Genomic DNA, 7,346 nt, shown 5'->3' with positions numbered 1-7,346 from the left:
TGGCGCGGTTGACGGGGCTCGAACCCGCGACCCCCGGCGTGACAGGCCGGTACTCTAACCAACTGAGCTACAACCGCCCGCTGCACTCTCCAGGTCGCCCCGGAGCGTTTGGGTGTTCTATGGTGAGGGCGCTCCGCCGTCAAGCGCGGTTTGCGCGAAAATGTGAAATTTTCGTAAGTTGTTTTTGGGGCTTTTGATGGGCTGGGTTTGAGGCCGAAAATCGGGTGATTTTCGCGGAGGGATCGGGCCGCTTTTGCTTGGCCGCCCCGATGGTCAGGACTGACGAAGGCTATGGCTTGGAATACTGCTATGCCGCGGAGGCATTGAGCTGCTGGCCCAACATCAATCGCTGAACGAGAGGGAAATGCTGCGTCGTGAGAGGCTCGAACTCCCGACCCAGACTGACCGCGCAGCGGGCGGGCGTCGATCGGGCTCACCACTAGAGCAACTGGCTGATCCAAATAAATAGGTTGAAGGGAGATGGTGGGTCGTGAGAGGCTCGAACTCCCGACATCTTCGGTGTAAACGAAGCGCTCTACCAACTGAGCTAACGACCCGACTTGGACCTGATAGCCCAAGGTGGGGGCGGGCTTCAAGCCTATAATGTCAGCCTTTCTTGCTGACCGTTCTCAAGACGGAAAACCACCCCCTGCCCGCCTTGCATCTCCCGCAGCGCGGCGGGCGTGCGGCCCAGTAAAATAAGGCGCAACATGCGCGATGTGATGCCGTGGGTGACCAGCACATGGGGGCCGGACAGGCTGTCCAGAAAGCGCTGGCAGCGCTTATGCAGCGCCGCGAAACCCTCGCCCTCGGGGGCGTGTTCGTAAAGATCGTAGGAATCACGCGCGGCGGGGGTTTGGCGCAGCAACGTCTCGCGCGGCATTCCGGCCCAAGCGCCGATGCCGATCTCCCCCAAACGAGGATCAGGCGCAGCCTCCATCCCCGTCCCCGCCAGCGCGATTTCGGCTGTAACCACCGCCCGCCCCTGCCGGCTGCTGAGCGCCGAGAACCCCGCCAGATCGCAGCGCTTCAGAATCGCATTCTGCGCCGCGGCCTGTTCCCGCCCCCGCTCGGTCAGCGGGGAATCGAAATGCCCTTGGAGCCGATTGGCGAGGTTCCACTCCGTCTCCCCATGGCGCAGGATATAGAGCGTCGGGTAACGGCTCATGCGGAGGCTTCCAAGATGCGCTCGGTCCCGTTTTCCAACAAGTAGACGCAGCCCTGTCGATTGCTGAGTCGACCGGCCTCTGCCGGAGCGACGCCGCAGACCTCTGCCCGAAGCACCTGCCCCCAGAGCCCGTGGGCCACCAGCACCGTGGGCGCAGTCAAACTGTCGAGCACCGCCCGGATCCGCGCCCGAAAGGCCTCTACCCCCTCCCCGCCCGGCGCGGCGGCGTAGATCTCCAACGGGGCCGGGTCGCGGGCAGCGAGGTCGGGGTGCGCGGCGAATATCTCATCCCGGGTTGCCCCCTGCCAATCGCCCGCATGGATTTCTTTCAGCCGGGCATCCGTCTGGAAAGCGGCCCCATTCAACGCAATCCGCGCCGTCTGCTGCGCGCGGCCAAGCGGAGAGACGAGGATATCCGGCTTTTGCGCAAGGATCGCTGGCATGATCTGCGCTTGTCGCTCGGCCTCAGCGATGCCCTGATCGGTCAGCGGTGAATCGAGATGTCCTTGCAGACGAAACGCGCGATTCCACTCGGTCTGCCCGTGGCGCAGGAACCAGATTTTAGGATGTGCCGACATGCTCTCTCCGCCCGTGGTGCCCGTGGTATGGGCCGATGGGGATAAGGATCACCCCGACGCAGAGAAGGCAAGCCATGGGAGATGGGCGCAGGCTCGGAGCGGCAAGCTAATCCAACGCGAACTAGGGGGAAAATGGTGGGTGATAAGAGATTTGAACTCCTGACATCTTCGATGTGAACGAAGCGCTCTACCACTGAGCTAATCACCCTTGCGGGGCGAAGTAGCCAATTGCGGCGCGGCTTGCAAGAGGGTTTGGCGCAAAAACTGTCGCGAGATGCGGCGGGCCCTGCCCCACGGTGGATACGAAAAACGCGCGCCCCGAAAGGCGCGCGTTGATGACATTCTGACGGGCCGTTCGCCTTAATGCGTGGTCGTGGCGTCCACGCCTGCGGCACGGGCCTTCATCGCGGCGGCCTCGGCGGCCTCTTGGGCGGCTTCGTCCCAATCGATCGCTTTCGGCTTGCTCACCAGCGCATGCTCCAGAACTTCCGAAACATGGCCCACCGGGATGATGGTCAGCCCCTCTTTGACGTTGTCGGGGATGTCCGGCAGGTCTTTCTCGTTCTCTTTGGGGATCAGCACCGTGGTGATGCCGCCGCGCAGGGCCGCGAGAAGTTTCTCCTTCAATCCGCCGATTGGCATGGCGTTGCCGCGCAAGCTGACCTCGCCGGTCATGGCGATGTCGCGCCGCACCGGGATCTGCGTCAGCACCGAGACGATTGAGGTCACCATCGCCAGACCGGCCGAGGGGCCGTCTTTCGGCGTAGCGCCGTCCGGCACGTGAACGTGGATGTCCAGCGTGTCGAACTTCGGTGGTTTGATCCCGATCTGCGGAGAGATCGACCGGACGTAGGAACTGGCCGCGTCGATGCTTTCCTTCATCACGTCGCCAAGCTTGCCGGTGGTCTTCATCCGGCCCTTGCCCGGCAGGCGCAGTGCTTCAATGCTCAAAAGCTCACCGCCCACGGAGGTATAGGCCAGCCCGGTCACGACACCGATCTGGTCCTTCTCCTCGGCCAGACCGAAGCGGTGCTTGCGCACGCCGAGGTAGTCTTCGAGGTTGTCGCCGGTGACGGTGACGCTCTCGGCCTCCTTCTTGACGATCTTGGTCAGCGACTTGCGCGCCACCTTGGCGATCTCGCGCTCGAGGTTCCGGACGCCGGCCTCACGGGTGTAGTAGCGGATCATGCCGGTGAGGGCGGAGTCCTCAATCTCGAACTCCTTCTTTTTCAGACCGTGGTTCTTGATCTGCTTCTGCACCAAGTGCTGCTTGGCGATCTCGCGCTTTTCATCCTCGGTGTAACCCGAGAGCGGGATGATCTCCATCCGGTCCAGAAGCGGCCCGGGCATGTTGTAGCTGTTCGACGTGGTCAGGAACATCACGTTCGACAGGTCGTATTCCACTTCAAGATAGTGGTCCACGAAGGTGCCGTTCTGTTCCGGATCAAGCACTTCAAGCATGGCCGAAGCCGGGTCGCCACGGAAATCCTGACCCATCTTGTCGATTTCATCGAGCAGGATGAGCGGGTTCGTGGTCTTGGCTTTCTTCAGCGCCTGGATGATCTTGCCGGGCATGGAGCCGATGTAGGTCCGACGGTGGCCGCGGATCTCGGATTCGTCGCGCACGCCGCCCAGCGAGATGCGAATGAACTCGCGCCCCGTGGCCTTGGCGACCGATTTGCCCAAGGATGTCTTACCGACGCCCGGAGGGCCGACGAGGCACATGATCGGGCCTTTCATCTTGGTCGAGCGCTGCTGCACGGCCAGATACTCGACGATGCGCTCCTTGACCTTCTCGAGGCCATAGTGATCGTCATCGAGAACCTTTTGCGCGCGGCCCAAGTCCTTCTTCACGCGGGATTTCACGCCCCACGGGATGGATAGCATCCAGTCGAGGTAGTTGCGCACCACGGTGGCCTCGGCCGACATGGGCGACATGTTCTTGAGCTTCTTCAGCTCGGCCTCAGCCTTTTCGCGGGCTTCCTTGCTCAGCTTGGTCTCGGCGATCTTGGCTTCAAGCTCGGCAACTTCGTTCTTGCCGTCTTCGCCGTCGCCCAGCTCCTGCTGGATCGCCTTCATCTGTTCGTTCAGATAATATTCGCGCTGTGTCCGCTCCATCTGGGACTTCACGCGGGTCTTGATCTTCTTCTCGACCTGCAGCACCGACATTTCGCCCTGCATCAGGCCATAGACCTTCTCAAGCCGCTCGGAGATGCTCAGCGTCTCCAGCAAGTCCTGCTTCTGCTCGACCTCGATGCCGAGGTGACCGGCCACGAGATCGGCGAGACGCGCGGGCTCGGCGCTTTCGCCAACGGCGGCAAGCGCTTCCTCGGGTACGTTTTTCTTGACCTTGGCGTAGCGCTCGAACTCATCGGCCACGGTGCGCAGCAGCGCCTGCGTGGTGGCCGCGTCACCCGGCATCTCGGTCAGATACTCGGCGCGCGCCTCGAAGAAGTTGTCGTTCTCAAGGTATTCGGTGATGCGCACCCGCGCTTGGCCTTCGACCAGCACTTTCACGGTGCCATCGGGCAGTTTCAGCAGTTGCAGCACATTGGCCAGCACACCGGCCTTGTAGATGCCGGATGTGTCGGGATCATCCTCGGCGGGGTCGATCTGGCTCGACAGCAGGATTTGTTTATCGTCCGCCATCACCTCTTCAAGGGCGCGGACGGATTTCTCGCGGCCAACGAAAAGCGGCACGATCATGTGCGGAAACACGACGATGTCGCGCAGCGGAAGCACCGGGTAGGATGCGTTCAGTGGCTCTAACATGCTCAATTCCTTATCTTAGCAAGACATCCGGGCCCCTGTCATAGGCGGCCTCTGACATCCCCTCTTCTGGACAGGACATGTGTGCATCCCATCCGCCTGTTTCAATCCCTTGCGGGCTATTCGACCGCCATCATCGCGCTTCGGCGGGGTGGAGGCAAGCGCGCGATGGGGTGATTTCGCCCCAATTGCACGCGTCGTAAGAAAGGGGCGCCGCACGGGCGCCCCTGATCGGTCAGGCTTCAGCCTGTTCCAGCGTCGGATAATCGGTAAAGCCTTCACGCCCACCGCCGTAGTAGGTATCGGTATCGCCCTCATTCAGCGGCCCGTTCATCTGCCAGCGGCGCGGCAGATCGGGGTTGGCGATGAAGGGGCGGCCCACGGCGATCAGATCAGCCTTATCCTCGGCCACGGCCTTGATCGCCATTTCGCGGTCATAGCCGTTGTTGGCCATGTAAGGCCCGTCAAAGAGCGCCCGCAGCGCGGCGATGCTTTCGCCTTCGTCCAACTCGCGCGAGCCGCCTGTCGCCCCTTCGACAAGGTGCAGATAGGACAGGTTGTAGCGGTTCAGCCCCTTCACGACATACTCAAAGGTCTCTTGGGGATTGGCGTCTTCGATCCCGTTGGCGGGCGAAAAGGGCGAGAGACGCAGCCCCACACGTTCGCCGCCCCAGACTTCCGTCACCGCATCCAGCACCTCGAACAGCAGCCGCGCGCGGTTTTCCACGCTGCCGCCATAGGCATCGTCGCGTTTGTTGCTGCCGGTTTTCAGGAATTGATCCAGCAGATAGCCATTGGCCCCGTGAACCTCGACCCCGTCGAAGCCTGCTTTCTTGGCCATCTCGGCGGCATGGGCATAGTCGGCGACCAGACGCGGCATCTCATCCAATTCAAGCGCGCGCGGCTCGGAAGTATCCTCGAACCCGTTGGCGGTGAAGGTTTTCACGCCAGCGCCGATGGCAGAAGGCGCGACAGGCTTGCCGCCATCGGGCTGTAGAGAGGTGTGGCTGATCCGGCCCACATGCCACAGTTGAATGACGATCCGCCCACCTTCGGCATGCACCGCGTCGGTCACCTTGCGCCATGCGGCGACTTGGCCCTCGCTATGAATGCCGGGGGTCTGGAAATAGCCCTTGCCCTCGGGGCTGATCTGCGTGGCTTCGGTGATGATGATGCCCGCGCCAGCCCGCTGGCGATAATAGTCGACATGCATGTCCGAGACTTCGCCGGTCTCATTATCCGCACGGTTGCGCGTCAGCGGGGCCATCACCAGACGGTTCTCGGCCGCGATCTCACCGGCGGTGAAAGGGGTAAAAAGCTTCTCGGTCATATTCGGGCCTTTCCTTGCAATAGAATGTGCAAGGCACCTAAGACCCCGCCGCCTTGCAGCAAGGACCGTCAGCACAAATTCGCGTGAGGGCGAAACGCCCCGCCGCTACAGCGGGTCGATGTCGCCCTGCTCGCGCCCTGCGTGGAAATCGGCCTGCCACTGGGTGAACCGCCCCGCCGCAATGGCCTCGCGCATGCCGGCCATGATGTCTTGGTAATATTGCAGGTTGTGCCATGTCAGCAGCATCGACGAGATGATCTCTTGGCTGCGGAAGACATGGTGTAGATAGGCGCGCGAATAGTTGCGGCAGGCCGGGCAGCTGCAATTCTCATCCAACGGGCGCGGATCATCCTGATGCCGCGCGTTCTTGATGTTGAGCACGCCCATCCGGGTAAAGACCTGCCCCGTACGGCCAGAGCGTGAGGGCAGCACACAGTCCATCATGTCGATGCCCCGCGCCACGGCACCGACGATATCGTCGGGTTTGCCCACCCCCATCAGGTAGCGCGGCTTGTCCTCGGGCAGCATGTCGGTCGAGAAATCCAAGGTGGAGAACATCGCCTGCTGCCCCTCCCCCACGGCCAGACCGCCGACGGCATAGCCGTCAAAGCCGATCTCGCGCAGCGCCTCGGCGCTTTCTTGGCGGAAGTCTTCTTCCAACCCGCCTTGCTGGATGCCGAACAGCATGTGACCGGGGCGGTCGCCAAAAGCCTCCCGGCTGCGCTTGGCCCAGCGCATCGACAGACGCATGCTTTCGGCGATGCGGTCCCGGTCGGCGGGCAGCGCCGGGCATTCGTCGAAACACATGACGATGTCCGAGCCCAGAAGCTCCTGAATCTCCATCGAGCGCTCCGGCGTGATCTCATGCTTGGAGCCGTCGATGTGGCTTTTGAAAGTCACGCCGCGTTCGGTCAGCTTGCGCAGCCCGGCAAGGCTCATCACCTGAAAGCCGCCACTGTCGGTCAGGATCGGCTTGTCCCAGTTCATGAACCTATGCAGCCCGCCCAAGGTGGCCACACGCTCTGCCGTGGGGCGCAGCATGAGATGGTAGGTATTGCCCAGCAGAATGTCCGCGCCGGTGGAGGCCACGCTCTCGGGCATCATCGCCTTGACCGTCGCCGCTGTGCCCACCGGCATGAAGGCAGGCGTGCGGATCTCGCCGCGCGGGGTTTGGATCACGCCGCTGCGTGCCTTGCCGTCCTGCGCGTGTTTGGTGAATCCGGTGCTGGTCATACGCTGCCCTCTCTGCCTGCGACTGGCGCGATAAACCAGTGGCGGGAAACATGCAATAAAGCTGAAATAGCCGAGATTGCACGAGAATGGTATCGTTCAAAGGATAACGGGCTTGGTGCTTGGCCGGGCTTGTTCGTTGCCCTCTCCCCGCTCTGCGGGCGCATTTTGACGTAGCGATCCGGCGATGGGCGGAGGGTCATGCGCGATCTCGACAGGCCCCAAAGCCCGCAAATAGCGTTTCAAAGCGCCGCGCAGCCTTGAATTGCCC

At 62.3% G+C, this 7,346-nt stretch carries 5 protein-coding genes and 3 tRNA genes; all 8 read right to left on the bottom strand.

Features of this window, described 5'->3' with window-relative positions; genetic code table 11:
* Nucleotides 1-77 (bottom strand) — tRNA-Asp (locus tag ACGYK9_RS14335).
* 404 nt (nucleotides 78-481) lie between these two features.
* Nucleotides 482-557, bottom strand: a tRNA-Val gene (locus tag ACGYK9_RS14330).
* 41 nt (nucleotides 558-598) lie between these two features.
* Entirely contained in the window at nucleotides 599-1,168 is a 570-nt protein-coding gene (locus ACGYK9_RS14325; protein WP_394414535.1) for a histidine phosphatase family protein, read from the bottom strand.
* A complete protein-coding gene (locus tag ACGYK9_RS14320; RefSeq protein WP_394414532.1) occupies nucleotides 1,165-1,746 on the bottom strand; it encodes a histidine phosphatase family protein in 582 nt (193 codons plus the stop codon). Before ACGYK9_RS14320 ends, ACGYK9_RS14325 begins: the two co-directional genes overlap by 4 nt.
* A gap of 133 nt (nucleotides 1,747-1,879) precedes the next feature.
* A tRNA-Val gene (locus ACGYK9_RS14315) sits at nucleotides 1,880-1,954 on the bottom strand.
* A 152-nt stretch (nucleotides 1,955-2,106) separates the two neighbouring features.
* Nucleotides 2,107-4,518, bottom strand: coding sequence for an endopeptidase La (gene lon / locus ACGYK9_RS14310; RefSeq protein WP_394414529.1), 2,412 nt, complete (start codon nucleotides 4,516-4,518; stop codon nucleotides 2,107-2,109).
* Between the two features lie 232 nt (nucleotides 4,519-4,750).
* A complete protein-coding gene (locus tag ACGYK9_RS14305; RefSeq protein ID WP_394414526.1) occupies nucleotides 4,751-5,845 on the bottom strand; it encodes an alkene reductase in 1,095 nt (364 codons plus the stop codon).
* Between the two features lie 105 nt (nucleotides 5,846-5,950).
* Nucleotides 5,951-7,078: a tRNA guanosine(34) transglycosylase Tgt gene (tgt, locus tag ACGYK9_RS14300; RefSeq protein WP_394414523.1), complete on the bottom strand. Its 1,128-nt coding sequence runs from the start codon at nucleotides 7,076-7,078 to the stop codon at nucleotides 5,951-5,953.
* Nucleotides 7,079-7,346 lie beyond the last annotated feature (268 nt).

The sequence above is a fragment of the Sulfitobacter sp. 1A15258 genome (assembly GCF_043557045.1).
Lineage (GTDB): Bacteria > Pseudomonadota > Alphaproteobacteria > Rhodobacterales > Rhodobacteraceae > Sulfitobacter > Sulfitobacter faviae.
This window is presented reverse-complemented; position numbering and strand designations above follow the sequence as displayed.